Origin of the sequence: Klebsiella sp. RCJ4 (assembly GCF_009025755.1) — a bacterium.
GTDB classification, from domain to species: domain Bacteria; phylum Pseudomonadota; class Gammaproteobacteria; order Enterobacterales; family Enterobacteriaceae; genus Klebsiella; species Klebsiella michiganensis.
In genome coordinates this window covers 105,111-129,360 of record NZ_WCIN01000038.1, presented here as the reverse complement: position 1 = coordinate 129,360, position 24,250 = coordinate 105,111, and the positions used below count along the sequence as shown (strand labels likewise).

The following is a 24,250-nucleotide window of genomic DNA, read 5'->3' as shown; positions in this document are numbered from 1 at the left end:
CTTTAAGGCCGTCTGAAAAGGGCAATGCTGCGCCCGGCCAGAACAAAATCAATTGTCTCGGTAATGATGACGCCGTCCGTTTTTTCTTCAGCGGTCGACAGCTCAAGAACCCAGCCGCCTTCGCCAAACTGCGGGATCTGGAACGGAACATCGCCCTCAAAGGGATTGAACAGCATCAGCACGTCATTCCAGATGCCCTCCTCCTGTTCAAGGTCGGGTCGGCTGATGGCGAGACCTAACGTCGAACCTTCATCCCATTGTTCAGATTGCTGCAGACCGCCGCCGGCGTTAAACCAGCGTATCTCGAGCCCGTCACGCCAGCTTTCGCGGCGTAAAAGCGGTTGCTCCGCACGCAGCGCTATCAGACGCTGGGTGAAATGGCGCAACGCATGGTCCTGCTCGGACTGTGCTTCCCAGTTAACCCATGAAATCTCGCTGTCCTGGCAGTAGCCGTTATTATTGCCCTGCTGAGAACGGCCAAACTCATCGCCGGCCAGCAGCATCGGCGTACCGTGGGAGAACAATAACGTGGTCAGGAAATTCCGCTTCTGGCGTTCGCGGACGGCGACGATATCCTGGTTTTCCGTCGGGCCTTCTTCGCCATAATTGCAGGAGCGGTTGTCATTATGCCCGTCGTTATTGTCCTCACCGTTGGCTTCATTATGCTTCTCGTTATACGAAACCAGATCGTTCAACGTGAAGCCGTCATGGGCGGTAATAAAATTGACGCTGGACCACGGACGACGGCCGCGTAAATCGTACAGATCGCCGGAGCCCAGTAAACGGGCGGCAAAGTCATTGGAAACATTATCCCCCTTCCAGTATTCCCGCACCGTATCACGATATTTATCGTTCCACTCGCCCCAGCCAGGCGGAAAACCGCCGACCTGATAACCCCCGGGACCGATATCCCAGGGCTCACCAATCAGTTTAAGCTTCGATAAAACCGGATCCTGGGTTACCGCATCGAAGAACCCGCCTCGCGGATCGAAGCCCTCGGGTTCGCGTCCGAGAATGGTCCCCAGATCAAAACGAAAGCCGTCGACGTGCATGGCTTGAGCCCAGTAACGTAGCGAATCCATGACCATCTGCAGCACCCGGGGATGCGAGGTATTCACCGTGTTCCCCGTCCCGGTATCATTTATGTAATAGCGATGCTGATCCGGCATCGTCCGGTAGTAGGAAAAATTATCGATGCCTTTAAATGAGAGCGTCGGTCCCAGCTCATTGCCTTCCGCGGTGTGGTTGTAAACCACGTCAAGGATCACTTCGATACCGGCATCATGAAATGCGCGCACCATGTCGCGGAAGCCCGCGATACCCGCAGGTCCATAGTAACGGGACGCGGGAGCGAAGAAGCCCAGCGTATTGTAACCCCAGAAGTTTTTTAGCCCTCTGTCGAGCAGATGCTGATCGTCCGGAAACCAGTGTACGGGAAGCAGCTCAACGGAAGTGATGCCCAGGCTCTTGATATAATCGACGGAAGCCTGATGCCCAAGCCCCTCAAATGTGCCGCGAAGCTCCGGGGGAAGCGCCGGATTGCGCTGGGTAAAACCCTTCACATGCGTTTCGTAGATAACCGCATGCGGCCAGGGGACGTCTGGGCGATTTTCCCCCTGCCAGTCGAAGGCATCCGGGTCGACAACCTTGCATTTTGGCGTAAAAGCCGCGCTATCGCGGGTATCAAAGCTCAGATCTTTCTCCTCATGGCCCATCTCGTAGCCGAAATGCGCATCGTTCCATTCAATATCGCCTTCCAGCTCCCGCGCGTAGGGATCGATAAGCAATTTATGTGGATTAAAGCGATGGCCGTTTTCCGGATCGTACGGCCCATAAACCCGATAACCGTATAAGGCTCCGGGCTGCAGACCGGGTACGTAGCCGTGCCAGATTTCGTGTGTATATTCAGGTAGTTCAAGCCGGGCTATTTCCGTTTTTCCGCAAGGATCGAATAAGCACAGTTCAACCCGCTCAGCGTGCGCTGAAAACAGCGCAAAGTTCACGCCCTTTCCGTCAAAATTAGCCCCCAGCTGCTGGCCGTCCCCGGGCTCTATTGCAAACGTTTCTTTCATTGACACTATTCCTCTCTACTTTTCTTTTCACTAATAAGCGTTACTAACCACCCCGTTGCTGACGCCAGATCGAGCGCCTCTTCGACAAGACGGTTTTCGCCGGTTAACGCATCGCGATAATGTCGTCCTGCCAGATCTTCGGGTATGGCTACCGCAGTGTTGCCCCACAGCCTGGCCGGGGAATCAGCCAACCCGTGCGCCGCGACGTCAAAGGCCAGGCGAGGAACCACCACGATAAGGGCCTCCTCGTCGTTGATGCGCGCGTAGGCGATAAGATTCTCTTCCCTGTCACCGGTGACCTTTAATGGTACCCAGTCACCATAATGGAAGAGCGCGGAATGTCTCTGCCTTAACCTGAGAAACGACGCGGTGACGTACTGCTTCAGCTGCCCGTCTCGCCATGCGTTTTCGTTATCAAATAACTCTGGGCCTTCGCTATCGAGGTTATGCGCCAGGACGGCGAAGTCAGGTTCACGTCGGTTATCCGGATCGACAAGGCTGAAGTTCAGCGCCTCGCTCCCCTGATAAATATCCGGTACGCCGGGCGCGGTCAGTTTGATGACCGTCTGGCTGAGGCTGTTCACCAGGCCGGCACGGATAAAAGGCTGCAGGGCGGTGTGAAAATCGTTGAGAAAGAGCGAATTATCCGCAGCGAACAGCTGTTGCGCATAGTTCAGCACAACGCTTTCATAGCTTTCATTGCTGTCGATCCAGTCGGTTCTTTGCTTGGCCTCGCGCAGCGCTTTTTCCATAAAAGCAAGAAAACGCGTCTCGAGTTCTTTCAGCCCTGCGGTATCGTCGGGCAGCAGCGTTGCAGGCCACACGCCGGCGAGCGCCTGATAGATCATCCACGTATCCGCCGCGTTCGGCGCCGTACCGTCGTTCAAAAAACGCACCTGGGTTTGATTCATCTGACGCCAGCGCGCAAGGTTTTCCGCCCACAGCTGCGGTGCTTCCGTCAGGGTGTAAAGCCGGGCGCGCGCATCTTCCCCGCGTTTAGTATCGTGCGTCGACGTTCCCAGCAGCGCGTCGGGCTGGCGGGCAAGACGAATGCGCATCTCCTGGTGAAAACGAGAGAGAGAAAATGCGCGAGGAGTAGGATCGGCCCCGACTTCGTTCAATGCCAGGTCGAGGTTATGGCGAAAGAACAGCGTATCCTCGACCGATTTAGCCATCAACGGCCCCGTCAGCTGCTGAAAGCGGGTTCTGAAGAGTGACGCGGTGTCGAGGCTACTTTCGTGCAGATTGCCGGTCAGGATGGCGATAATGACCTCAAGCGCCCTGGCATCGGGTTTATCTTCCCTGGCGTTCACCTGGTCAACCACCCGGTTTAACAGCGTAATATCGCCTGCGGTCAGCCCTTCGGCGGTACCGTAGGTACGATAGACCGGGAAGGCCAGCAGCAGTTCACGCAAGGCATGGCGCAGCGCGTCGCTCTCAACCGCCATGCTATTACGCTCCGCCAGCTCGGTGGCCAGCCGCAATAAGGTGGTAAATTCACCCTCAAAATTGCGATCCACCATCAGTCCTTTCGCCTCGCGCAGCGCGGTGTGGCGATCTATCGCTCCGCCGAGCGCTTCGTCATGAACCTGCTGCAGCTGATCGAGGTTATTGTCATCCACCAGCACTTCCGCCAGCGAAGCGATAAACTCATATCCTGTGGTGCCGGAGACGGGCCAGTCGGCGGGCAGCTGCTCGCCTTTGGCGAGGATTTTTTCCACCGTAATGTAGCACTCTGGCCCGGCTGCCTGGCGCAGGCGCTGCAAATACCCCAGCGGGTCGGCAAGGCCATCGATATGGTCAATGCGCAGACCATCGACGATGCCAGAATGCACCAGTTCAAGGATAAGCCGGTGGGTGTCGTCAAACACCGCCGGGTCTTCAACCCTGACGCCAATCAGGCCGGTAATTTCAAAAAAGCGCCGCCAGGAGAGCTGCCTGGGCGCTTCCCGCCAGGACATCAGCCGCCAGCTTTGCGCCTCGTGCAGCGCCAGAATGGCGTCGCGATCCGGAGATGTTAGTAGTTGCTCACCTGTCGCCAGGGTTTGAGGATTCAGGGGCCAGGCCTGGTCATAGTAGACGAACGCCGGCTTCCCGGTTTCCGGATCGCGTTTTAGCGCGAGCGCCCCGCTCTCCAGCTCTGCCTCAAAGGTATCCCCCAGAAACGGCAGCGTAACGGGACGCGTCCAGTCAATATCGAAATAATGGGCCCAGGCGCTGTTTTTGCCCTGCTCGATGACGTCCCGCCACCAGCGATTCTCCAGCGAGGTCGCCATATGGTTGGGAACAATATCCAGAATCAGGCCAATTTGCGCGTTTCGCAGCGCCTTGACCATCCGGTCAAACCCTTCGCGGCCCCCGATGGCCGGGTCGATCTCGTTAGGATCGGTAATATCATAGCCATGGGTTGACCCGCTGGTTGCCGTAAAAATCGGCGAAGCGTAAAGATGGCTGATTCCCAGGTCTTTGAGATACGGCGCCAGCGCCGCCGCGCGATCGAAGGTCATGCCGTTACGGAACTGAATACGATAGGTTGCGGAAGGGATCATGATGAGGCTTCTCCATGTGCAAAACGGACAACAATACTGTTTGGCGATAACGCCTCCTGCCGCTCCGGCCAGCTAAAAATGACCTCGCCCGGTATTTCCGGCATCGCGGCCCGCTCCTCGCCGATATTCAGCGCTACGGAGAGCGTGCCGCCGGAGAATTGCCAGCTCACCGCCAGCGCCTGCGCCGCCGCGTGCAGGATCATGCCCTCCACGGCCCCTCGCGCCGCGAGCAGCGGGACAATGTAGCGATGGCGCAGCTGGATAAGGTGGCGCGTGAAGCGCAGCCAGGCTTTCCCCTCCTCGCTTGCCGCCTTCTGCCAGTCGAGCTTAGAACGGATAAAGGTTTGGGGATCGTTCGGGTCAGGGACTGATGCATCGTGTCCCGCGTGCCCGGCAAACTCTTTAGCCCGCCCTTCCCGCACCGCCTTCGCGAGGTCGCCATGAAAATCGGTAAAGAACAGAAAGGGGTTCGTCTCCGCAAACTCTTCGCCCATAAACAGCAAAGGAATGTGGGGCGACAGAAGCAATGCGGCGAGCAGAACGCGCGTTTTCCCGGCGCCGGCAAGGGAAATCAGCCTCTCCCCCTGCGCACGGTTCCCGGTCTGATCGTGATTCTGAATAAAGTCGACAAAAAACTGCGGCGGCTGAGCGGCGCAGGCCACGCCGCGTGGCTTTCCGGTTTGCGCAGAAAGCTCACCCTGGTAGACAAACCCTTCGGCCAGCGCCCTTGCGACATTCTTTGCCGGCTGATGCGCAAAATCCTGATAATAGGCGTGCGTTTCGCCGGTCGCGAAAACGTGGGCGGCGTTATGAAAGTCATCGTTCCACTCGGCGGTAAAGAGCGGCGTCTGTCCGTTCTCATCGCGCGGATGGAGGAAAATCACGTTGCGGCTGTCTTCGGTGGTGAGGTGGATATGGCGGTCGGGAATCGCGGCGCGGATATTTTCGGCTATTTCTATCAGTACGTGCCTGGCGGAGCGATCTTCTATCTGATCGATAGCATCAAAGCGCAGCCCATCGAGCTGGTATTCGGTCAGCCAGAACAGCGGCGCCTCGGTAATATACTGCCGCACGGCCTCGGTTTCATAGGCGATAGCGTTACCCCACGGGGTCATCCGGTCCTGATGAAAAAAGCCCGGTGACAGCAGAGAGAGATAGTTGCCTTCCGGGCCAAAATGGTTCAGCACGATATCGAGAACCACCGATAGCCCTAACCCGTGGGCGGCATCAATAAAGGCGTGAAAATCCTCAGGTGCGCCATACGCTGCGTGCGGCGCATAGAGTAATACGCCGTCGTAACCCCAGCCGCGGGAACCGCCAAACTGGGCAACGGGCATGACCTCTATCTGGGTGATCCCCAGCTCCGCCAGATAAGGCAGCTTTTCGATGGCGGCCAGAAAGGTGCCTTCCGGCGTAAAGGTGCCCGGATGAAGTTCATATATCACGGTTTCTTCCCACGGACGCCCTTTCCAGCCAGCGTTAACCGGCTGAAAACGCCTGGGGTCGATGACCACCGAGGGGCCGTTAACATCATCGCGTTGCGCGCGCGACGCCGGGTCCGGAATGCGCGTGCCGTCGGCTAAACGGAGCATATATTCATCACCATGCTTTACGCCGGGGACGTCAATCTGAAACCAGCCCTCTCCCGCGGCGTCCATCGGAATATCCCGCCCCGTCAGGCTCAGCGTCATCGTTTTTTGACCTTCGGCCCAGACGCGAAAGCGGACCGTGTCCGCGGCAATGAACTCCGCCCCCCAATGTTTTTTAAATACTCTGGATTCCATTAAATATCCTCAAATGACCTGTGGAAAATGCGGCATGAATATAAGATTAGACCAGGTTTAAACGCGTGCGCTGTTGCTGGCGAGGCTGATATTTTTAAAGGCGTTGTCTATGATTAATAAATCGCTTAAAAAACAAGGAATGCTATGCAGATTCGTAAAGGATTAAATTCCGACCTGGCTCGTCTGGAATATTGTGATTTTTCCTTCACCGTCAGCCAGATTGCCACCGGCCCCTTTGTCAATAATGATCTGAAAATTGAAACACTTCCCAGCACTTATAATAAAACCTATGAACTGGATATCCAGACGCTGGAAAACCACTGCGTTAATCCGGATGCTATATTTTTAATCGCGGAAACCGACGCGGGGCAAGTGGCCGGATTTATCACCGCTTCCTTGATCTGGAACAAGTTTATTTCCGTGGATTATATCGCCATCGAGCGCTCACAGCGCAGAACGGGCGCGGCCAACAAGCTCATGGCGGCAGCCCATATATGGGCTCGGAGCATGAGCGCGGCGGGATTAAAGCTGGAAACCCAGAACGTCAACGTTCCCGCCTGCCTTTTCTATCGAAATTATGGCTTTACCCTGGGCGGATACGATCGTTATCTCTACAGCGCGTTACCGGAAAAAGATGAAATTGCGTTGTTCTGGTATTACATGTTGACTTAAAAGCCAGGTAAATAATTCCTGGTTTTACGATGTTAATTATTCCTGGTTTGCGCTTTTTTTATCGCCCAAACGCAGTCATTGACTAATCTTAAATTTCATTTATTAAGGAGGCCGGTATGACAACAGGAAATAACCCAACGCTACACTATCCACTTCCGCCGTTTGTCGAGCAGCCGCAGCAACCCCCGGGGCTGGCATCCGAAATGAAGCCCCTTCCCGATCACGGAGAGACCAGCTATACCGGTTCCGGAAAGCTGGCGGGGAAAAAAGCGCTGATTACCGGCGGTGATTCGGGAATTGGTCGGGCTGTCGCGATTGCCTACGCGCGGGAAGGCGCGGATGTCGCTATCGGCTACCTGCCGGAGGAGGAGTCCGACGCGGCTGCCGTTATCGCGCTGATCCAGGCCGAGGGAAGAAAAGCCGTCGCCATTCCCGGCGATATTCGGATTGAGTCATTTTGCGATACCCTGGTTGAAAAAGCGGTCGCTGAGCTGGGCGGGCTGGATATTCTGGTCAACAACGCCGGCAGGCAGCAGTATTGTGAATCCATTGAGGCGTTAACGACCGCCGCGTTTGACGCCACGTTTAAAACCAACGTTTATGCGCCCTTCTGGATAACCAAAGCCGCGCTTCGTCATCTCTCTCAGGGGGCGGCGATCATTAACACCTCTTCCGTGCAGGCGTTTAAACCCAGTGAGATCCTGCTGGATTATGCCCAGACCAAAGCCTGCAACGTGGCGTTTACCAAATCGCTGGCTAAGCAGCTTGGTCCGCGCGGTATCCGCGTTAACGCCGTGGCGCCCGGCCCGTACTGGACTCCGCTGCAGTCAAGCGGCGGCCAGCCGCAAGAGAAAGTTCAGCAGTTTGGTGAGGATACGCCGCTCGGCAGGCCGGGACAGCCGGTCGAGATTGCGCCCCTTTACGTTCTCCTCGCCTCAGATGCCTGCTCGTACGCTTCCGGTCAGGTCTGGTGCTCAGACGGCGGTACCGGCGTCGCATAAAAGAAGCGCTCGTCGCTGTCGCGCGCTGTTCCAGCTCGCCGCAGCGGCGAACGCTAGCCGCAGAGAAGAAACTGGATGAGGGTAATCAGCAAATAAAAACCGCAGACGATTTGCAAAACTCTCCAGCCCCACCTGAAATAACGCCACTGATAACGCTCCCTGGCATTCGCCTGCGCAATAGCGGGTTCCAGGACCTGCTTTTTCTGCTTCCTTCTAACCATGCTCCAGCCCCACCCGACAATGGTCAGGATGACGATAACTTTATAAAGGATAATGTTGTCCATGCCGCCGCCATTTCATGATGGGATAAATCTCCCCGCCAGTGTAGCGCACTTCCCGCCTCGTTACCTGCATTCCTTATTTACGTTTAAATGCGTTTACGATGGAACACTCTTGCTTTGTCAGCGTTGCTGACGCAAGCCTCACCCTGGAATAATCTTATATATGTCAGAAAGGTGAATTGGGGCTTTTCTATTTATTAAATATGTAGTAACGAGGCGCGGGTAATATTAGCAGTCTTATTATTCAAAAAGTTAAAATTTGCAAAAACAGGCGCAACCGCTAAAATAATTATGAGCTAACTCACTTAACAGGGAGATATTATGGGTTTTTGGCGAATTGTGTTGACGATTATTCTACCCCCGCTTGGCGTACTGCTGGGTAAAGGCTTTGGTTGGGCGTTTATCCTCAATATTATTTTAACGATCCTCGGCTATATTCCAGGCCTTATCCACGCTTTTTGGGTTCAGACCAAAAACAGCTAATCAGAGCCATTATCACCGGCCATCAAACGGAATCAGAGAGTTCGCAGGAGCAATTTTATGCTTAAACACTTAACCGCTATCGCTTTTCTGGCTGCATCCACCCACGCCATGGCGCAAACCGATATGACGCTGGACGGTCTGGCCAAAAAGGAACCGGCAGCCTTTAGCCAGATGGTTAAAGGGCATACCCTGCCCGCCTGGATAAAGTCCGGCGGCACGGGCTCGCCTGCCCGGACGGTGAAGCTTGGCGCCGAGGTCTATCAGGTATTCAGCGTCTGCAAGCCCCACGACTGCGCAGCGGAGCGCTTCGCCGTGCTGTGGTCGGAAAAATCCGGAGAGATGTCCGGGCTTTATTCCGCCGTTGACGAAAAAACCGCCCAGGAGACACTGACTTGGCTGAATGTTGGAGATGAACGCTCTATCGATGGCAAGACGGTGCTCTTTGCCGCCCTGAGCGGCAGCCTGGAGAACCATCCGGATGCGTTTAACTACCCGTAGTAAAACGCTGAGGCAATAATTTCGCGCCTTCTGCCGTACAACCCCAGGGTCTGGACGGCAGAATCTCTCCCCCGACGTTCAGCGCAGCCTACAGCGAGATGCCGGCGAACGACATAAACCCCAGCGACATTAAGCCGGCGGTAATAAATACGCTGCCTAAACCGCGTAAGCCTTTCGGCATATTGGCATATTTCAGCTTTTCACGAATGCCGGCCAGCGCCACAATCGCCAGCGCCCAGCCAATACCGCACCCGGTGCCATAAGTCAGTGATTCAAGGAAGCTGTATTCACGCTGCACCATAAAAATCGTCGCGCCGAAAATGGCGCAGTGGATAGTTAACAGCGGCAGGAACGGCCCCAGAGCATGGTTTAACGCGTGGAAATATTTGTCGATCACCATTTCGAGGATCTGCACCAGCGCCGCAAGAACGCCGATAAACGTGATGAAATCGAGGAAGCTCAGGTCAACCCCTTCGATCAGGGCGTTCTCTTTCAGCAGATAATGGTAAATCAGGTTGTTAATCGGCGTCGCAATGGCCAGCAGCGCCGTCACGGTTACCCCGAGGCGAAATGCGACATCGATTTTTTTGGAGATAGCGAGAAAAGTACACATCCCGAGGAAAAAATTGAGCGCCATATTTTCAACGAAAACCGCGCGGATAAAAATATTGAGATGAGATTCAAACAAGACAACCTCCATGTTGTTGAGTTGTTTCTCAATAATGTCAAATTTTCAGCTTGAACGGGTCATTATTACTCGGTTTTGCCGAGTCGATCACCTTTTAATTTCCTGTGTTTTGCGTAGGCAAGAGCGTCGCCTTTAGGGACTTCCTGACTCGCTAAACGAGCGAGGAAGCATCTGAATAAACGCATCGACCGGCACCGGTTTAGAAAAGTAATAGCCCTGATAGAGGGTAATCCCCATATTTTTGAGCATCGTGAGCTGCTCCTTATCCTCGATGCCCTCAGCAATAATCTGGCAATGAAACTTCCTGGCCAGATTAACCATATTCTTCACCACCAGCGCGGAAGCCGTGTTGGTCACAATGTTGAGGGTAAAGACCTTATCGATTTTGATAATCTCAGGATTAAATTGCTGGATGTAGCTGTAGTTCGCGTAGCCGGTACCAAAATCATCCAGCGAAAACTGGACGCCGATACGCCTGAGTTTGTCCGTCACCGCTGATGTTTGCCGGGTATTCTCGATCGACTCGCGCTCGGTTATCTCCAGAACAAGGCGGACTTGCGCCTCTTTCATCTGCTGGATAAACGTCTGGCACAGGGTCACTATTTCGTCGTCCTGAAAGTTTACCGAACTGGTGTTAAAGCAAATAAACAACCCTCCAGGGATAACGGATTGATGGCGCCGAAGCTGACGGATCACCTCGGCAAAGCAAATCGCCGTCACGTCTTTAATCAAGCCGGTCTGCTCTGCCACGGAAATAAATTTATCCGGCGCAATAAATCCCTGCTTCGGATGTTCCCAGCGCACCAGCACCTCACCGCCGATAACCGCTCCGCTGTCATTGTTGATAATCGGCTGAATATAGGGCTTGAGCTGCTTCAGTTCGATAGCCTTTCTGAGCTGATACTCAATCGTATTCCGGTAGCGGAGGTAGTTTCTGAATAAAAAGGTGAGCAGCAAGGAGGCCAGAATAATGGCGATAAGCGTGTGTTGCTCATAGCGGATAAACGCCCCGACGCCAGAGGCGTAGCCGCGGTCGGCAATAACCGAATAGGTAAACAGCTCAGAGGCCAGGCGCACGGGAACCTTGATATCCGGCGTCGCCGTCACTTCCCCTTTGCGGGTCATTATCCGATCGCCAACCTGAAGATAGAGATGCGCATCGCCATCAAGAACGGTCAAAATGTTGTATAAATAATAGCCGTCAACGCCAACCAGAATCGTATTTCCCCGCTCATCCTGTTCGCTGTAAACCATCAAGGGATGAAACGGCGTGATTTCGCTGCCGCTCAGCAGGCGCAGAGCGCCATGCGTATACTGGCGACGATCGAACTGAAATTTACGCCCGCCAAAAACCGAGGTGCAGTATATTTCGTTATCCCTACCTAAATTCACCGTGCGCACATCGGGAATGGTGGCCACCAGCGTACGCAGCTCCGTCAGGACATTCTCGCTACAGCTTTTACCATAAAAAGGCTCAGCCCGATCGGCTGCCTGCTCCGCATGGGAGACGGTCACATCAAGGCTGGCTATCGCCTGCTGCAGGCGCGAATGGATATCTTGATCCACCTTTTTTTGCATTTGCCAGTAGCAAAGCCCGGTGCCCAGGCTCAGTAGCGCAATCAGAAACAGGAGTATCCACAGACGATGGCGTGATGATGAGTAGTTCATTGTGCTAATCCAGTTTGACTCGCCGGAAAAGGCCAAAGGTCAATTGTTTGGCCAAATTTTAATAAGTCCTGTTTATACTCGCCCTGAACCGATCAAGTTTTAATGCATATCAATGATATATCATGGCAAACCATTGCGCGGCGCAGGAGGCGTTTTCTGCGTCTGAGGTTTGCGTGCTTATGCCGCCGCATCTGTAGCTAAATGATTGACTTAAAGCCGAATAATACGAAAATGACTCTTTTGTGCGATGACCAGAAAAGCTGGCAAATATGATGACGATCCGCTCTCGTAAGTTTATTCTGAACAAGGTGAAAATATCCGCGGTAGCTATAGCTGCCGCGCTGCTGTTAGCCCACTGCGGTAGCAAACCGCCCGTTTCTCTTGTCACGCCCATGCCGCCCGCGACCCGCCAGCCGACCTTGCCCAAAAGCCAGGAGCCGGTGCGCGGCGTCTGGCTGACGACCGTGTCGCGCCTCGACTGGCCGCCGCTGGAATCCGTCAATGGCGGCATTAGCGCCGAACGCCGCATCGCCCTGCAGCAGCAGGCGCTGGTTGCCAAGCTGGATAATTTAAAAAGCCTCGGCATTAACACCGTCTTCTTCCAGGTGAAACCGGATGGCACCGCGCTCTGGCCATCGAAGATTCTGCCGTGGTCCGATATGCTGACCGGCAAAATCGGTGAGGATCCGGGCTACGATCCGCTCAAGTTTATGCTGGATGAAGCTCACAAGCGCGGCATGCGCGTTCATGCCTGGTTTAACCCCTATCGCGTCTCGGTCAATACGCGGCCGAAAACCGTCACCGAACTGAACAGCACGCTGTCGCAGGTTCCCGCCAGCGTATACGTCCTGCACCCTGAGTGGATTCGCACCTCCGGCGATCGCTTCGTGCTCGATCCGGGCATTCCGGAAGTCCGCGACTGGATCACCAGCATCGTGGCCGAGGTTGTGGAGCATTACCCGGTTGACGGCGTCCAGTTCGACGATTACTTCTACACCGAATCACCGGGATCGGCCCTTAACGACAACCGGACGTTCCAGCAGTACGGCCAGGGCTTTGCCGCGAAAGCGGACTGGCGGCGGCACAACACGCAGCTGCTGATTGAGCAGGTTTCCCGCACCATCAAGCAGCTGAATCCCGATGTTGAATTTGGCGTCAGTCCGGCAGGCGTCTGGCGCAACCGCTCCCACGATCCGGCGGGTTCGGATACCCGCGGCGCAGCGGCCTACGATGAGTCGTATGCGGATACCCGCCTCTGGGTCCAGCAGGGATGGCTGGACTACATCGCGCCGCAGATTTACTGGCCTTTCGCCCGCGACGCGGCCCGCTACGATGTGCTGGCAAAGTGGTGGGCTGACGTGGTGAAACCCACCCATACCCGCCTCTATATCGGCGTGGCGCTGTACAAAGTTGGCGAGCCATCGAAGAACGAACCTGACTGGATGATTAGCGGCGGCGTGCCGGAGCTGAAAAAGCAGCTTGATCTGAATGAATCCATGCCGCAAATTCAGGGCACGATTTTATTCAGAGAGAATTACCTCAATCAGCCGCAAACCCAGCAGGCCGTTAACTACCTGAAAAGCCGCTGGGGAAGCTGATGCACTCACCTGACAGGCCAGGAGCCTGGTATCAACCCCACCGGAGGATGTATGTTGAAAAAATCGATCGTCGCCTTTTCCTTGTTCTGCGCTCTGACGCCCGCCGTTTTTGCGGGCAACAGTGAAAATGAACAGCTGAATAAAAAGAATGTTATTGATTTTTATAATAAAGCGTTAAATGACAAAGACTTTGCCGCCGCCAGACCCTATCTGGGAGACCACTACGTACAGCATAACCCGATGGCGAAAGACGGCGTTGCAGGCTTTGAGCAATTTATCGCCTTCCTGAAGAACAAATATCCCGACTCGCACAGCGAAATTAAGCAGGCGTTTGTCGACGGCGATCATGTGATCCTGCACGTTGAGGTCACCGGTCGCGAGCCGGGCGTGACGCGGGCGATTATCGATATCTTCCGCGTCGACGAGCAGCATAAAATCGTTGAACACTGGGACGTGACCCAGAACGTTCCGCAAAAAACCGCCAGCGGCAACGGCATGTTTTAAATCCTGAGCAGGCGTTTCCTGCTCATCCCCCTCGCTTTCCCCGTTTACTCTTTGTACAGATGAACGCTTGTTTAAACAGTTTATTTACTTTACTGTAAAGTAAATAAACTGACGGAGTGAATCTGATGATTAACAAAGAAAGGCGCAAACGGTAAGGACTCAATTGATGGGAAATCAACGCGGGCGGCCAATGAAAGCCCGCCCACGCATTTTACAAACCGCCCGTGAGCTGTTTCTCAGCCACGGGCTTGATGTGTCGCTGGATACCATTGCCGCCGAAGCGGGTACCACGCGCCCGACCCTGTACAGCCATTTTCCCGGCGGCAAAGACGCGCTGCTGCTGGAGACGTTCGCGTTTTTCAATGACACCATGCAGCCGCCCCTGCGCCAGCTTTTGCAGGATCGTCAGCAGGATCTTCCCGCGCTGCTGCGCGGGTTTGCAAAAGTGGTGCAACAGCACTTTTATGCGCCGGAGAATATTCACTTTCAGCGCCTGCTGATCCAGGTGCTGGTGCAAAAGCCCGAGCTTTACGTCACGCTCGAACAGCGCCCCTCAGGCCGCGTATTGCAGGCGCTGAGCGATATCCTGGCGCAGAAACAAGACGAAGGTCTGCTGACCCTCAGCGACCCGGAGCTAGAGGCGACGGCGTTTCTCGGCGCGATTATGGGCTATCTGCTGCCGGGGGCCTTAATTGCGCAAAAAGCGGTGGCGCCAGAGAGGCTGGAGCAGCTCGCCGAATGCGCGATTAGCGCCTTCCTCATGGCCTGGGGCTACAGGCAATAATTCAATCAGCGGCTTAAACGCACCTCTCCGGCCCCTGCTGCAGGAGCCGGAGAACGCCTAACTGGCCAGCAGTTCATCGTACAGCGCGCGCAGGCGGGTACGAAGGTAGAGTACCGCTTTATGCTTACGTGAGAGCAGCGCCTGTTCGCTGACGCCGGACTCCTCTGCCAGCTCCCGGTAGCTGTAGCCATGCAGTTCGGTTTTCTCAAAGGCTTCACGCTGGGCGGGCGGCAGCTCCGAGAGCGCCTGACTTAATTCCTCCCAGAGCAGCGCTTTCAGATACTCATCCTCCGGGGTTTGCGCAACGCCAAACAGCGTTTCGGCCAGCTCATCCTCGGGAAAATCGCCCTCTTCCTCGTCGCTGAAACCGCCCGCCAGCGGCAGCTCGCGCTTTTTTCTCGCCCTGTCGGTCATCTCGTTACGCGCCGCCCGGAACAACCAGGCGGCGATATTCTCCACCGGCTGCTCGACGCGAATGAGCTGATACGTCACTTCCTGCAGGATATCGTCCGCCTCATCGCGTAGCGGGGTCCGTCCGCGAATAAAAGCCTTCAGCCGCGACCGGCAGGCATCGAGGGCGGAAACAAGCCGTGATGGCGCCACGATCCTGTTTTTCATTGTGCTCACTCGGGATCCGCGCTTTTAGCCGAACTCTCCTGCTGCGGAGCATGCTCGCTGCGGCGGTCGCGCCAGCCGCAGCGGCCGCGATGCCCGCGGTGGCCAAAGCGCTGCACAAACTCATCGCGCTGCTCCGGGCTCATGTTCATCCAGCGTTCATGCATCCGACGCCGCGCGTTACCGATGCCGAACATTCCCGGGCGAAAGCCGAGGCCGCCGAACAGGATCCGCGACAGCGCCAGCACACCTAACGCCTGCCAGAAGCCAATGCTCTTCACCCCAAGGATGGCCGGCAGCAGCGCATTCCACAGCGACATCACCAGCAGCCCAAGTATGGCGATTAGCGCCACGCCGATAAGAAGCGGCTTCGCCATTCTGTGGCGGCCAAAGCGGTGATGGTGGTGCTGACCGTGCATATCGATATCTCTCATCGTCTGTTTACCTCATTACGCTATTGAATAATTACCCTGTGCGGAGGTAGACGAATGAGCGGACAAAATATTGCTGAGAATAGTAAAAAAATTGACACACTTTATTTGTATGACAAATATTTTTTATGTGATCTCTATCACCTACATGCAGGCGCGACGGCGCTAACGTTACCCGGTGATTCATTGAAAAAGAGGAACTTATGAACGCGGTAAAATCACTAAAAGCCGACTGGGCAATTATTACGCTGATGATTGTTGTCGCCGTCGTTATGTATGGCTATCTGATCCCCAAATACTGGTAATCGACGCCATACCTGTACTGAACCGCCCCTTGCTCAGGGCGGCTCATCATCCCTTCGCCGCTACCGCTTATCGTTGAGCGTCTTAATCAAAAACGGCACCGAGTCGCGTAAAGACGGGTTAACCGTACCGCTATGATCCAGCCCCTCATAAATATGCACGTCCGCACGGGTTCCCGCGCTTTTCACCGCGTCCGCAAAGCGTTTTTGCATTGCCGTCGGCACGTTAATATCCGCGCTACCAATACCGATAAACACCGGGTGATCGATTTTCAGCGTCGGGTAGAGCATGGCGCCCACGCTGGCGTTTAACAGCGAATCCACCCCCGGCTTCAGGGCGTTAGCCGCATTCAGACCGGCCTTCATCACTTCATCGTTGAGCGGCGTAATGCATAAATTGCTCGCCTCTTTCAGCAGCGGCAACGCTTTATCCTGGAAATAATCAGCCGGATTGAGCTGCGGGTTGCTATCGGCAGCCGAGAGGTAAATATAGAAAATATAGGGTATTTTCGGGTCGCCGCCGCTCGGCGCTTTGCCGCCTGCCGGCGGAAGAATGTCGGCTGCGGTGGTCCCCTTCTCAAAATACGGCGTTCCGGTCAGCACCGTTGCGCGAACATTCAGCTCCGGCGCGTAGTGGGGTTGATATCCGGCGCTGGCGAACGCGGCGTGCGCGCCCTGCGACTGTCCGACCAGAATGAGTTCATTTTTCAGCGGGAACTGTTTCAGGGCGGCGCGAACGCTATCAAGCACGCTCCACGCTTCGCCGCGGGCATTAAGATAGTGGTGCAGGCCAGACGAACCCAGACCGGCATAATCCGGCGCGACCACCGCGTAGCCCAGCGACAGCCAGGTGTTCAGGTACTGCTTATCGCGATCGCTGCGCGGGTTTAACGACGGCGCGCAGTGATTAGCCACGCCCACGGTACCGTGGGCCCAGACCACGACCGGCCATCCCCCTTCCGGTGTGGCGCCAAACGGAATAAAGACCGCGGCGGTATCTTCGCGGGCGGTTTTGCCGTCCACGCCGCTGCGGGAGGGATAGCGCAGGAGATACTGCTTTGCCGCTTCGCTTAAGCCATTTCCGGCGCTGAGCGGAGAGACCGCGTCGCTATTATCGGCGGCGGCGCTGGCCGGGACCGCGCTCATGGAGAGCAGTAGCAGCGCAGAGGTGGCGGCGAGGAATTTTTTTGAGAGGGAATACGTCATAACATCCTGTTCCTGAGTGGGGATGCACTTAGTGTAGACCCTGGCGGTTGAATATCAGGTCAATGAAGCCAGCGCGGCGAAATGATTTTCCTGAAGTCTGACCCGCCTCGCTGTTTGCCTGTCACAATAATGATAGCTTTTTATCATTACCCTCAAAGGAAGAGAATCATGTCAGCAAAAAAAGTCACCATGGCGGATATCGCCAAAGAGGCCAGAGTCGGTATCGCGACGGTGGACAGGGTCCTCAATAAACGCACGCCCGTGAAAGAGAGCACCGAACGTAAAGTGCTGGAATCCGCGCGGCGCTTAGGCTTCGCGCTGGAGCAATCCCGCTATCGGCTGGCGGCGGATCGGCCGGCGGTAGCCCTCAGAATGGGCTTCATTCTGCTACAGCAGTCACACTCGTTTTACCATCAGCTGGCGCAGGCGCTGGAGCAGGCGGCGTTACCGTGGCATAGCCCGGCGCAGGCCCCCGCTTTTCTGCATTACGATATTAACGCCATCGACGATATGGCCGCCGCGATCGCCCGTCTGAGCGATACGGTCGACGTTATCGGTATTGTCGCGCTGGATAATCCGCTTATCCGCCATGCGGTCGTGCAGGCCATCGAGAAAGGCGTCCGCGTCTTCACCCTGCTCTCCGATATGAGTATCCCGCAGCGTACCGGCTATATCGGGCTGGATAACCAGAAAGCGGGCCGCACCGCCGGTTGGGCGGTGGACAGGCTGTGCCACGACGACGGCGAAATTGGCATTATCGTCGGCGATAACCGGTTTATTTGTCAGGAAAGCTGCGAGATAAGTTTCCGCTCCTACCTGCGTGAACAGGGCAAAGGCGATCGGGTGCTTGAACCGGTGCGCAGCCACGAACGCGCCGATGTCGCGCGCCAGGTCACGGAAGAGATGCTGCAACAGTACCCCGATCTGAAGGCCATTTACGCGCCCTGCGGCGGCGTGGAAGGGATTGTCGCCGCCCTGCGCGCGCGCCAGCGCCAGCATCAGGTCACCCTGATTTGTCATGGCCCGGTGGATAGCGGCGAGCTGGCGCTAATTGACGGCACTATCGATCTCATGCTTACCCATCGGCTTGATGAATTTGCCGCCGCCACCATCAACGCGTTTGTCCACGCCGCCAGCCAGCCGCAGGCGGCGTTTATCAACGCTCTGCAGCCGTTTGACCTCCTCACTAAAGAAAACCTCTGATTGCCGCAGGCGCGGGTAAAGTCGCCGCGCCCCGCTTCAGTGCTGCATTTGATAAAAAACTATCATTTACGCTATCAAAATAAACCTTGAATCCCATCAAAGAATTTAAATTTCATCATTGTTGGATATGAAATTTTCATTCAATACTGGTCATGTTTTCTCCTCATCTGAAAAGGAAGCCATCATGACCATACATATTGCCAACGCGCCGTGCAGCTGGGGCGTCGATGATCCCAAAAATCCTTATCTGCCGCCGTGGTCCAAGGTACTGGAAGAAGCGGCGACCGCCGGTTATAAAAGCATTGAACTGGGCCCGTGGAGCTATCTGCCGACCCGGGCCGATGAACTCAGCGCAGCGCTGAATAAACAGGGGCTGTCGCTGGTTGCCGGAACGATCTTCGACGATCTGGTCAGCGAAGAGAACTTCGCGAATATTGTCGAACTGACGCATAACCTCTGCCGCAACCTGTCGCAGGTGCCGTCGGCGGAAAAGACGCCGGGCAACCCCTTCCAGCCGCCTTATCTGGTCATTATTGATTTCGGCAATCCGCAGCGGGCGAAATATGCCGGGCGCGGCGAGCTGGCTCCCCGCCTGTCACCCGCCGACTGGCAGCGGATGGTCGACCACATTGTGACCATCAGCCGACTGGCGTGGCAGGAGTACGGCGTTCGCCCGGTTATCCATCCTCACGCCGGCGGCTGCATTGAGTTTGCCGATGAAATCGATCTGCTGGCGGCGCAAATCCCCCATGACGTAGCCGGTTTATGTCTCGACACCGGCCATCTCTTCTATTCGGGCATGGACCCCATCAGCTGGCTGGATCGCCATTTTGACCGCCTTGACTACCTGCACTTTAAAGATGTCGACCCGCAGGTATTCAGGAGCGTGATTTCCCGCGGCATCGACTTCTTCTCCGCCTGCGCGGAGGGGGTGATGTGCCCGCTCGGCAGCGGCGCCATTGATTATCCGGCGGTGCGCGCCTTTCTCGACAAGCGGGGCTATCAGGGCTGGATCACCATTGAGCAAGAGCGCGATCCGCGCAACGTCGAGGGCAGCCTGCAGGCGGTCACGGAAAGCCTGCGCTACCTGCGCTCGGTTGGTTTTTAATCGGGAGAAAACACATGATTAACGGTATTAAACCTGTTGGCCGCTCCTTGCGCTGGGGCATGGTGGGCGGCGGCGGAAGCAGCCAGATTGGCTATATTCACCGCTCTGCGGCGCTGCGTGACGGATCGTTTACCCTGCTGGCCGGAGCCTTTGATATTGACCCCCAGCGCGGGCGCGAGTTTGGCCAGCAGCTGGGCGTGGAGGCCGGGCGCTGTTACCCCGACTACCAAACGTTGTTTCGCGAAGAGGCGGCGCGGGAAGACGGCATTGAAGCGATCTCCATCGCCACGCCAAACAACACCCACTACGCTATTTGCCGCGCGGCGCTGGAGGCCGGACTGCATGTGGTCTGCGAAAAACCGCTCTGTTTTACCGGCGAAGAGGCCGATGCGCTGGTGGCCCTGAGCGAAAAACAGCGCAAAATCATCGGCGTCACCTACGGCTACGCCGGGCATCAGCTGATTCTGCAGGCGCGGCAGATGATTGAACAGGGGCTGCTGGGCGAGATCCGCATCATCAATATGCAGTTCGCCCACGGTTTCCATAACCAGCCGGTAGAGCAGGATAACCCCAGCACCCGCTGGCGGGTGGACCCGAAATTTGTCGGCCCCAGCTACGTGCTGGGCGATCTGGCCACCCACCCGCTGTTCCTGGCGGAGACCATGGCGCCGAAGCTCAATATCACTCGCCTGATGTGCTCCCGCCAGAGCTTTGTCAAAAGCCGCGCGCCGCTGGAGGATAACGCGCATGTGCTGATGGAGTACGACAACGGCGCCGTAGGGTCGATGTGGTGCTCGGCGGTCAACAGCGGCTCAATGCACGGACAGAAAGTCCGCATCGTCGGGGAGAAAGCCAGCCTGGAGTGGTGGGATGAACAGCCGAACCAGCTGCGCTACGAAATTCAGGGCGAGCCGGTGCGCATCCTCGAACGCGGAATGTCCTATCTCGATCCGCTGGCCCTGCAGGACGACCGGATCGGCGGCGGCCATCCCGAAGGGCTGTTTGAGGCCTGGTCGAATCTGTATCGCCGCTTTGCCATCGCCATGGATGCAACCGACCGTCGCGACGCGGCTTTGCTGGAAAACTTCTGGTATCCGGATGCCAAAGCCGGGGCGCTCGGCGTGCACTGGGTCGAGAAGTGCGTACGTTCAGCAGACAGCGGCGCCAGCTGGGTAGAATTTCACTGATCCTTTGATAATACGCGCCCGGCAAGGCATCAGCCGCCGCCGGGCTGCCACGATGCAAAAAGCCCTTACTCGCGACTCTCACACGTGACAACGTCACCTTTCATCATAAAATTCACAGCATTGTAATCAAAAAGGGAATGTCGTATAACAGGGGCCAAACCGAGGGGTGTCCCGTGAGGGCTGAGATGGCGTAAGCCGAACCCTTTGAACCTGATCTGGGTCATGCCAGCGAAGGGACGGGTCGGCATTTCCGCCAGTTTTGCGCCATTGCCTGTTCACACTTCTTTCAGCACGCCCGGATCTCCCTTTTTTCAGGAGGTCCTGTGATTCTTCCCGCGTTTACCCAGGGTATTTATGGTCGTCTGCGTCAGCAGGCCGGCGCCGACTGGCAGCACTACGTCGCCCACCCCTTCCTCCGCCAGCTCGCCAACGGTACCCTCCCCGAGCCCGCTTTTCGCCGCTATCTGACGCAGGACTATCTGTTTCTGATCCACTTCGCCCGCAGCTACGCCCTGCTGGTCAGCAAGCTGCGCACCCTGGCGGAAATGCGCGCTGCCGCCGCGTCGATGAACGCCATTCTCGACGAACTGCCGCTCCACGTTGGCTACTGCCGGGAATGGGGGCTGGATGAAGCGACGATGGCCGCCGAAACGGAAGCCGCGGAAACCGTCAACTACACCCGCTACGTACTGGACATCGGCCACTCCGGCGACGCCCTGGATCTGCTGGCGGCGCTGATGCCCTGCGTGGCCGGCTACGCGGAAATCGGCCTCAGCCTGCTGCACGATCCGGCGACCCGACTGACCGCCAATCCTTATGCCTCCTGGATCCGCAACTACGGCGATGAGGGCTACCTGAATAGCGTCAATAACGCCATCGGCCTGCTGGAAACCCTCTGGCGGCAGCGCGGCGGCGAGGCGCGTTTCGCTGAACTCAGCGCTATTTTCACCACCGCCACGCGTCTGGAGGCTAACTTCTGGCAGATGGGCCTTAACGCCGTCGCGGAGCGCCCGGCGTGACGGCTCCCGGAATTGAGGTGCGCGGCCTGGGCCTGCGCTTTGGCTCGCGGCAGATCTTCGACAATCTGACGTTCACTATCCCCGGCGGCCAGTGGGTATCGCTGCTCGGGGCCAGCGGCGCCGGAAAGACCAGCCTGCTGCGTATTATCGCCGGGCTGGCAAAAGCCACCGCCGGTGAGGTTCGCGCCAGCGACGGGCAGCCAATAGACAAGCGGCTGGCGTGGATGGGGCAAAAAGATCTGCTTTATCCGTGGTTAAGCGTGCGCGACAACGTCTCGCTTGGCGCGCGTCTGCGCGGGGAGCGCGTAGACCATCGGCGGGTTGCTGCGCTGTTACAGCAGGTTGGCCTTGAACACTGCGCCGGCGACCGCCCGGCCGCCCTCTCAGGCGGCATGCGCCAGCGTGCGGCGCTGGCGCGTACGCTCTACGAAGACCGGCCCATCGTGCTGATGGACGAGCCCTTTTCCGCGCTCGACACGATTACCCGCACGCGCATTCAGACCCTGGCCGCCGGGCTGCTGGTAAACCGCACCGTCGTGCTGATCACCCACGACCCGATGGAAGCCTGCCGCCTGAGCCACCGTCTGCTGGTCCTTTCCCCCGCTCCCGGCGGGATTGACGACGGGCATCACCTCTCCGGCATGCCGCCGCGCGCGCCGGACGACCCGGCGCTGTTGGCCAGCCAGGCGGAGCTGCTGCAACAGCTCATAAGGGCTAACGGATGAGCGCAAAACTGTTTCGCGCCGCCGTGGTGTTCTGCGGCCTGCTGCTGCTCTGGTGGCTGGCGACCCGCAGCGGCATTCCCGCTTTCCTGCTGCCTTCCCCCTCGGCGGTGGCAAGCGCTCTGTGGGTCAACCGCGCGTACCTCGGCGAACACACGCTGATCACATTAAGCGAGATCCTCAGCGGCCTCGCGCTCGGCGTTCTGCTCGGCGTGATCCTGGCGCTGTGCATGATTGTCTCGCCTCGCCTTCAGCGCTGGCTGATGCCGCTGGTGCTGACCAGTCAGGCGATCCCGGTTTTCGCCCTTGCCCCGCTGCTGGTGCTGTGGTTCGGTTTCGGCATGAGCGCCAAGGTCATGATGGCGGTGCTGGTGATTTTCTTTCCCGTCACCTCGGCGTTTTTTGACGGTCTGCGCCGGGTTAACCACGACTATCTCGATCTGGCGCGCACGATGGGGGCCTCTTTTGGCGCGCAGCTGCGCCACGTTCGCCTGATGGCTGCCCTTCCGGCACTCGGTTCCGGCCTGCGGATGGCGGCCGCCGTCGCCCCCATCGGGGCGATCATCGGCGAATGGGTCGGTTCAGCCGAAGGATTGGGCTACGTGATGCTTAACGCCAACGCCCGTCTGCAAACCGATATCTGCTTTGCGGCCCTGTTTATTCTGGTGCTACTGACCGTCCTGCTCTGGCTGGCGGTGGATGCTTTCTTACACCGGCTGATTAACTGGACGCCGGAATAACGCTCTTAAATAAAAGGACTAACCATGCGTAAACGTATTTATGCCGGTATGACGCTTGCCGCGCTGTTCAGCGGTCAGGCGCTGGCCAACGAGAAACTCACCCTGGTGCTGGACTGGTATATCAATCCCGACCACGCGCCGATCCTGGTGGCCGAACAGATTGGCGCCTTTAAAGACGCGGGGCTGGACGTCGACATTGTGCCGCCGTCCGACCCGGCGCTGCCGCCGCGGCTGGTTGCCGCCCGCCAGGCGGACCTGGCGATTACCTACCAGCCGCAGGTGCATTTTTTTGCTGATGAAGGGCTGCCGCTGGTCCGCGTCGGCACGCTGATTAATTCGCCGCTGAATACGGTGATCGCGCTGGATAAAAGCATAAAATCTCCCGCCGATCTGCAGGGCAAAAAAGTAGGATATTCGGTGAGCGGCATCGAACAGGCGACGCTGGCCACCATGGCGCAGCATGCGAAAATCGATCCCAAAAGCATCAAGCTCATCAATGTTAACTTCCAGCTGACCAGCGCCCTGCTGGCCGGACAGGTCGACGCGGTCATTGGCGGCTATCGTAATATCGAAGCGCTGGAGCTGAAGCTGCAGGGAAAAGATCCGCAGGTGATGAACGTTGAGGATTACGGCGTACCGGCCTACGACGAACTGGTGATTGTCGCCAACCGGGATGAAGTCCACGCGGCGAAAATCAGGGCCTTCCTCAAGGCGCTGCAAAAAGGCGTCGCTTACCTGCGCGCTCACCCGCAGGAGACCTGGCAGGCGTTTGCCGCCGCGCATCCCGAGCTCAATACCGAACTGAACAAGCAGGCATGGCTGAAAACCCTTCCTCTGTTTGCCAGCGATCCGGCGGCGCTGGATAAACCACGGTATGAAGCTTATGAACAGTTTTTATATAACAATAAGTTGGTGAAAAAAGTCACACCTTTAACAAATTATGCGGTTGAGCTGCATTGAGTCATGCCATTGCTGGCGGAAACTTTTCGCCAGCAATGCCCGCGCGGCAGTATTAAAAAACGAGAAACTTCCTCACTAATAATTACAATTTTAAAGGTCTTTTATCCTTTAAAACACCTGATTTAAATCAAATGGTTACGTTGGTTTTTGCCAGTGTAAAAATAACGTAAATATA

24 protein-coding genes and 1 riboswitch are annotated in these 24,250 nt (G+C 56.7%); of the genes, 15 read left to right on the top strand and 9 right to left on the bottom strand.

Going from position 1 to position 24,250, the window contains the following annotated elements; translation table 11 throughout:
- Nucleotides 1-2: 2 nt before the first annotated feature.
- From glgX to treZ, 3 genes are read right to left on the bottom strand one after another with little or no spacing between them, the layout of a single operon-like run.
- Nucleotides 3-2,072, bottom strand: a complete 2,070-nt coding sequence (gene glgX, locus F8562_RS15755) for a glycogen debranching protein GlgX (RefSeq protein WP_014838475.1) — start codon at nucleotides 2,070-2,072, stop codon at nucleotides 3-5.
- 5 nt (nucleotides 2,073-2,077) lie between these two features.
- On the bottom strand, nucleotides 2,078-4,621 hold the full coding sequence (gene treY / locus F8562_RS15750) for a malto-oligosyltrehalose synthase (protein ID WP_014838474.1): 2,544 nt from the start codon (nucleotides 4,619-4,621) through the stop codon (nucleotides 2,078-2,080).
- Nucleotides 4,618-6,405, bottom strand: coding sequence for a malto-oligosyltrehalose trehalohydrolase (treZ, locus tag F8562_RS15745; protein WP_014838473.1), 1,788 nt, complete (start codon nucleotides 6,403-6,405; stop codon nucleotides 4,618-4,620). The genes treY and treZ overlap by 4 nt, the downstream gene beginning before the upstream one ends.
- A gap of 144 nt (nucleotides 6,406-6,549) precedes the next feature.
- Here treZ and F8562_RS15740 point away from each other — a divergent pair, with 144 nt between their 5' ends.
- Nucleotides 6,550-7,077 (top strand): GNAT family N-acetyltransferase, encoded by a 528-nt coding sequence (locus F8562_RS15740; RefSeq protein WP_014229347.1) that lies wholly within the window; start codon nucleotides 6,550-6,552, stop codon nucleotides 7,075-7,077.
- Between the two features lie 116 nt (nucleotides 7,078-7,193).
- Nucleotides 7,194-8,078, top strand: coding sequence for an SDR family oxidoreductase (locus F8562_RS15735; RefSeq protein ID WP_004850866.1), 885 nt, complete (start codon nucleotides 7,194-7,196; stop codon nucleotides 8,076-8,078).
- A 53-nt stretch (nucleotides 8,079-8,131) separates the two neighbouring features.
- Here F8562_RS15735 and F8562_RS15730 read toward each other — a convergent pair whose 3' ends face one another.
- Nucleotides 8,132-8,362, bottom strand: a complete 231-nt coding sequence (locus tag F8562_RS15730) for a hypothetical protein (protein WP_014838472.1) — start codon at nucleotides 8,360-8,362, stop codon at nucleotides 8,132-8,134.
- 318 nt (nucleotides 8,363-8,680) lie between these two features.
- Between F8562_RS15730 and F8562_RS15725 the strand changes: the two genes are divergently transcribed.
- Both F8562_RS15725 and ivy read left to right on the top strand, forming a co-directional pair.
- Nucleotides 8,681-8,842: a YqaE/Pmp3 family membrane protein gene (locus F8562_RS15725; RefSeq protein WP_004102047.1), complete on the top strand. Its 162-nt coding sequence runs from the start codon at nucleotides 8,681-8,683 to the stop codon at nucleotides 8,840-8,842.
- A 57-nt stretch (nucleotides 8,843-8,899) separates the two neighbouring features.
- Nucleotides 8,900-9,340, top strand: coding sequence for an Ivy family C-type lysozyme inhibitor (ivy, locus tag F8562_RS15720; protein ID WP_014229345.1), 441 nt, complete (start codon nucleotides 8,900-8,902; stop codon nucleotides 9,338-9,340).
- Between the two features lie 88 nt (nucleotides 9,341-9,428).
- On the opposite strand, the gene nqrE is transcribed toward ivy, so the two are convergent.
- Nucleotides 9,429-10,040 (bottom strand): NADH:ubiquinone reductase (Na(+)-transporting) subunit E, encoded by a 612-nt coding sequence (nqrE, locus tag F8562_RS15715; protein WP_009652200.1) that lies wholly within the window; start codon nucleotides 10,038-10,040, stop codon nucleotides 9,429-9,431.
- A 120-nt stretch (nucleotides 10,041-10,160) separates the two neighbouring features.
- Nucleotides 10,161-11,696: a cyclic diguanylate phosphodiesterase gene (locus F8562_RS15710; RefSeq protein WP_094909384.1), complete on the bottom strand. Its 1,536-nt coding sequence runs from the start codon at nucleotides 11,694-11,696 to the stop codon at nucleotides 10,161-10,163.
- A 269-nt stretch (nucleotides 11,697-11,965) separates the two neighbouring features.
- Between F8562_RS15710 and F8562_RS15705 the strand changes: the two genes are divergently transcribed.
- The 3 genes from F8562_RS15705 to F8562_RS15695 all read left to right on the top strand — a co-directional run bounded on the left by F8562_RS15705 (nucleotide 11,966) and on the right by F8562_RS15695 (nucleotide 14,582).
- Nucleotides 11,966-13,294, top strand: coding sequence for a glycoside hydrolase family 10 protein (locus F8562_RS15705; RefSeq protein ID WP_014838470.1), 1,329 nt, complete (start codon nucleotides 11,966-11,968; stop codon nucleotides 13,292-13,294).
- 51 nt (nucleotides 13,295-13,345) lie between these two features.
- Nucleotides 13,346-13,798 (top strand): nuclear transport factor 2 family protein, encoded by a 453-nt coding sequence (locus F8562_RS15700; protein WP_014229342.1) that lies wholly within the window; start codon nucleotides 13,346-13,348, stop codon nucleotides 13,796-13,798.
- A gap of 166 nt (nucleotides 13,799-13,964) precedes the next feature.
- Nucleotides 13,965-14,582 carry a TetR/AcrR family transcriptional regulator gene (locus tag F8562_RS15695; protein WP_014838468.1) on the top strand — a complete coding sequence of 206 codons (618 nt, stop codon included), beginning with the start codon at nucleotides 13,965-13,967 and terminating at the stop codon, nucleotides 14,580-14,582.
- A gap of 57 nt (nucleotides 14,583-14,639) precedes the next feature.
- On the opposite strand, the gene F8562_RS15690 is transcribed toward F8562_RS15695, so the two are convergent.
- Both F8562_RS15690 and F8562_RS15685 read right to left on the bottom strand, forming a co-directional pair.
- Entirely contained in the window at nucleotides 14,640-15,200 is a 561-nt protein-coding gene (locus F8562_RS15690) for an RNA polymerase sigma factor (RefSeq protein WP_014229338.1), read from the bottom strand.
- 5 nt (nucleotides 15,201-15,205) lie between these two features.
- Entirely contained in the window at nucleotides 15,206-15,631 is a 426-nt protein-coding gene (locus F8562_RS15685; RefSeq protein ID WP_014229337.1) for a hypothetical protein, read from the bottom strand.
- 200 nt (nucleotides 15,632-15,831) lie between these two features.
- Here F8562_RS15685 and ykgR point away from each other — a divergent pair, with 200 nt between their 5' ends.
- On the top strand, nucleotides 15,832-15,933 hold the full coding sequence (ykgR, locus tag F8562_RS29695) for a small membrane protein YkgR (protein ID WP_004137159.1): 102 nt from the start codon (nucleotides 15,832-15,834) through the stop codon (nucleotides 15,931-15,933).
- Between the two features lie 60 nt (nucleotides 15,934-15,993).
- Here the strand turns inward: ykgR and F8562_RS15680 are convergent, their stop codons facing one another.
- A complete protein-coding gene (locus F8562_RS15680; RefSeq protein WP_014838467.1) occupies nucleotides 15,994-17,136 on the bottom strand; it encodes an alpha/beta hydrolase in 1,143 nt (380 codons plus the stop codon).
- Nucleotides 17,137-17,304: 168 nt separating this feature from the next.
- Here F8562_RS15680 and F8562_RS15675 point away from each other — a divergent pair, with 168 nt between their 5' ends.
- From F8562_RS15675 to F8562_RS15645, 7 genes are all read left to right on the top strand, one after another.
- Nucleotides 17,305-18,339 (top strand): LacI family DNA-binding transcriptional regulator, encoded by a 1,035-nt coding sequence (locus F8562_RS15675; RefSeq protein ID WP_014229335.1) that lies wholly within the window; start codon nucleotides 17,305-17,307, stop codon nucleotides 18,337-18,339.
- A 184-nt stretch (nucleotides 18,340-18,523) separates the two neighbouring features.
- Nucleotides 18,524-19,447, top strand: a complete 924-nt coding sequence (locus F8562_RS15670) for a sugar phosphate isomerase/epimerase family protein (RefSeq protein WP_009652232.1) — start codon at nucleotides 18,524-18,526, stop codon at nucleotides 19,445-19,447.
- A 14-nt stretch (nucleotides 19,448-19,461) separates the two neighbouring features.
- Nucleotides 19,462-20,634 carry a Gfo/Idh/MocA family protein gene (locus F8562_RS15665; RefSeq protein WP_014838466.1) on the top strand — a complete coding sequence of 391 codons (1,173 nt, stop codon included), beginning with the start codon at nucleotides 19,462-19,464 and terminating at the stop codon, nucleotides 20,632-20,634.
- Nucleotides 20,635-20,786: 152 nt separating this feature from the next.
- A riboswitch (TPP riboswitch) is annotated at nucleotides 20,787-20,888 on the top strand.
- Between the two features lie 69 nt (nucleotides 20,889-20,957).
- The gene (locus tag F8562_RS15660) at nucleotides 20,958-21,653 is read left to right on the top strand and encodes a TenA family protein (RefSeq protein WP_014838465.1); all 696 of its coding nucleotides are present in this window, start codon (nucleotides 20,958-20,960) and stop codon (nucleotides 21,651-21,653) included.
- The gene (locus tag F8562_RS15655; protein WP_032695014.1) at nucleotides 21,650-22,378 is read left to right on the top strand and encodes an ABC transporter ATP-binding protein; all 729 of its coding nucleotides are present in this window, start codon (nucleotides 21,650-21,652) and stop codon (nucleotides 22,376-22,378) included. Before F8562_RS15660 ends, F8562_RS15655 begins: the two co-directional genes overlap by 4 nt.
- Nucleotides 22,375-23,115, top strand: coding sequence for an ABC transporter permease (locus F8562_RS15650; protein WP_004850829.1), 741 nt, complete (start codon nucleotides 22,375-22,377; stop codon nucleotides 23,113-23,115). Before F8562_RS15655 ends, F8562_RS15650 begins: the two co-directional genes overlap by 4 nt.
- A 24-nt stretch (nucleotides 23,116-23,139) precedes the next feature.
- The gene (locus tag F8562_RS15645; RefSeq protein WP_014838463.1) at nucleotides 23,140-24,075 is read left to right on the top strand and encodes an ABC transporter substrate-binding protein; all 936 of its coding nucleotides are present in this window, start codon (nucleotides 23,140-23,142) and stop codon (nucleotides 24,073-24,075) included.
- The last annotated feature ends 175 nt before the right edge of the window (nucleotides 24,076-24,250 follow it).

Bases quoted from the DNA above. Each gene is read 5' to 3' on its own strand.
- F8562_RS15665 (WP_014838466.1), top strand. From the start codon at position 19,462: ATGATTAACGGTATTAAACCTGTTGGCCGCTCCTTGCGCTGGGGCATG.
- F8562_RS15650 (WP_004850829.1), top strand. From the start codon at position 22,375: ATGAGCGCAAAACTGTTTCGCGCCGCCGTGGTGTTCTGCGGCCTGCTG.
- F8562_RS15695 (WP_014838468.1), top strand. From the start codon at position 13,965: ATGGGAAATCAACGCGGGCGGCCAATGAAAGCCCGCCCACGCATTTTA.
- F8562_RS15690 (WP_014229338.1), bottom strand. From the start codon at position 15,200: ATGAAAAACAGGATCGTGGCGCCATCACGGCTTGTTTCCGCCCTCGAT.
- F8562_RS15705 (WP_014838470.1), top strand. From the start codon at position 11,966: ATGATGACGATCCGCTCTCGTAAGTTTATTCTGAACAAGGTGAAAATA.
- F8562_RS15735 (WP_004850866.1), top strand. From the start codon at position 7,194: ATGACAACAGGAAATAACCCAACGCTACACTATCCACTTCCGCCGTTT.
- F8562_RS15675 (WP_014229335.1), top strand. From the start codon at position 17,305: ATGTCAGCAAAAAAAGTCACCATGGCGGATATCGCCAAAGAGGCCAGA.
- F8562_RS15725 (WP_004102047.1), top strand. From the start codon at position 8,681: ATGGGTTTTTGGCGAATTGTGTTGACGATTATTCTACCCCCGCTTGGC.
- nqrE (WP_009652200.1), bottom strand. From the start codon at position 10,040: ATGGAGGTTGTCTTGTTTGAATCTCATCTCAATATTTTTATCCGCGCG.
- ykgR (WP_004137159.1), top strand. From the start codon at position 15,832: ATGAACGCGGTAAAATCACTAAAAGCCGACTGGGCAATTATTACGCTG.
- F8562_RS15670 (WP_009652232.1), top strand. From the start codon at position 18,524: ATGACCATACATATTGCCAACGCGCCGTGCAGCTGGGGCGTCGATGAT.
- F8562_RS15730 (WP_014838472.1), bottom strand. From the start codon at position 8,362: ATGGACAACATTATCCTTTATAAAGTTATCGTCATCCTGACCATTGTC.
- glgX (WP_014838475.1), bottom strand. From the start codon at position 2,072: ATGAAAGAAACGTTTGCAATAGAGCCCGGGGACGGCCAGCAGCTGGGG.
- F8562_RS15700 (WP_014229342.1), top strand. From the start codon at position 13,346: ATGTTGAAAAAATCGATCGTCGCCTTTTCCTTGTTCTGCGCTCTGACG.
- F8562_RS15710 (WP_094909384.1), bottom strand. From the start codon at position 11,696: ATGAACTACTCATCATCACGCCATCGTCTGTGGATACTCCTGTTTCTG.
- treY (WP_014838474.1), bottom strand. From the start codon at position 4,621: ATGATCCCTTCCGCAACCTATCGTATTCAGTTCCGTAACGGCATGACC.
- F8562_RS15645 (WP_014838463.1), top strand. From the start codon at position 23,140: ATGCGTAAACGTATTTATGCCGGTATGACGCTTGCCGCGCTGTTCAGC.
- ivy (WP_014229345.1), top strand. From the start codon at position 8,900: ATGCTTAAACACTTAACCGCTATCGCTTTTCTGGCTGCATCCACCCAC.
- treZ (WP_014838473.1), bottom strand. From the start codon at position 6,405: ATGGAATCCAGAGTATTTAAAAAACATTGGGGGGCGGAGTTCATTGCC.
- F8562_RS15740 (WP_014229347.1), top strand. From the start codon at position 6,550: ATGCAGATTCGTAAAGGATTAAATTCCGACCTGGCTCGTCTGGAATAT.
- F8562_RS15680 (WP_014838467.1), bottom strand. From the start codon at position 17,136: ATGACGTATTCCCTCTCAAAAAAATTCCTCGCCGCCACCTCTGCGCTG.
- F8562_RS15685 (WP_014229337.1), bottom strand. From the start codon at position 15,631: ATGAGAGATATCGATATGCACGGTCAGCACCACCATCACCGCTTTGGC.